The following is a 409-nucleotide window of genomic DNA, read 5'->3' as shown; positions in this document are numbered from 1 at the left end:
CGCGGGCGCGCTGGCGCACCGCGGGGGAGGCCAGCGGGCGTTCGCCGGGCTGGCGCCGCTGCCGTGGCGCCTCGCTGTCGCGCAAGGCGCGCGGCGCTTCGGCGACGGCTTTCGGCGCCGCGACCGGGGCTTCCTTCGGTTTCTCCGGGGTGGCGGCGACGGGCGCGGCCGGCGTCGCCGCGGCCGGACTCTCGGCGAGGTTGCCGGCACCTTCCACCTCCAGGCGGATCAGTTCGCCGCCCACCGCCATCACCTGGCCCGGCTGGCCGCCGAGGGCGAGGATGCGTCCGGCCACCGGCGAGGGAATCTCCACCGTGGCCTTGTCGGTCATCACCTCGGCGAGGACCTGGTCTTCATTGACCGAGTCGCCGACCTGGACATGCCACTCCACCAGTTCGACCTCGGCGAT

1 protein-coding gene is annotated in these 409 nt (G+C 74.8%); it reads right to left on the bottom strand.

The features are described 5' to 3' along the window. The coding region (locus tag FLO80_RS24050) for a biotin/lipoyl-containing protein (RefSeq protein WP_369333782.1) at positions 1-409 on the bottom strand (409 nt) is incomplete at both ends.

The sequence above is a fragment of the Aquicoccus porphyridii genome, from assembly GCF_008369105.1.
Classification (GTDB): domain Bacteria; phylum Pseudomonadota; class Alphaproteobacteria; order Rhodobacterales; family Rhodobacteraceae; genus Aquicoccus; species Aquicoccus porphyridii.
The sequence above is the reverse complement of the archived record's forward strand: the minus strand, read 5'-3'. Positions and strand labels throughout refer to the sequence as shown.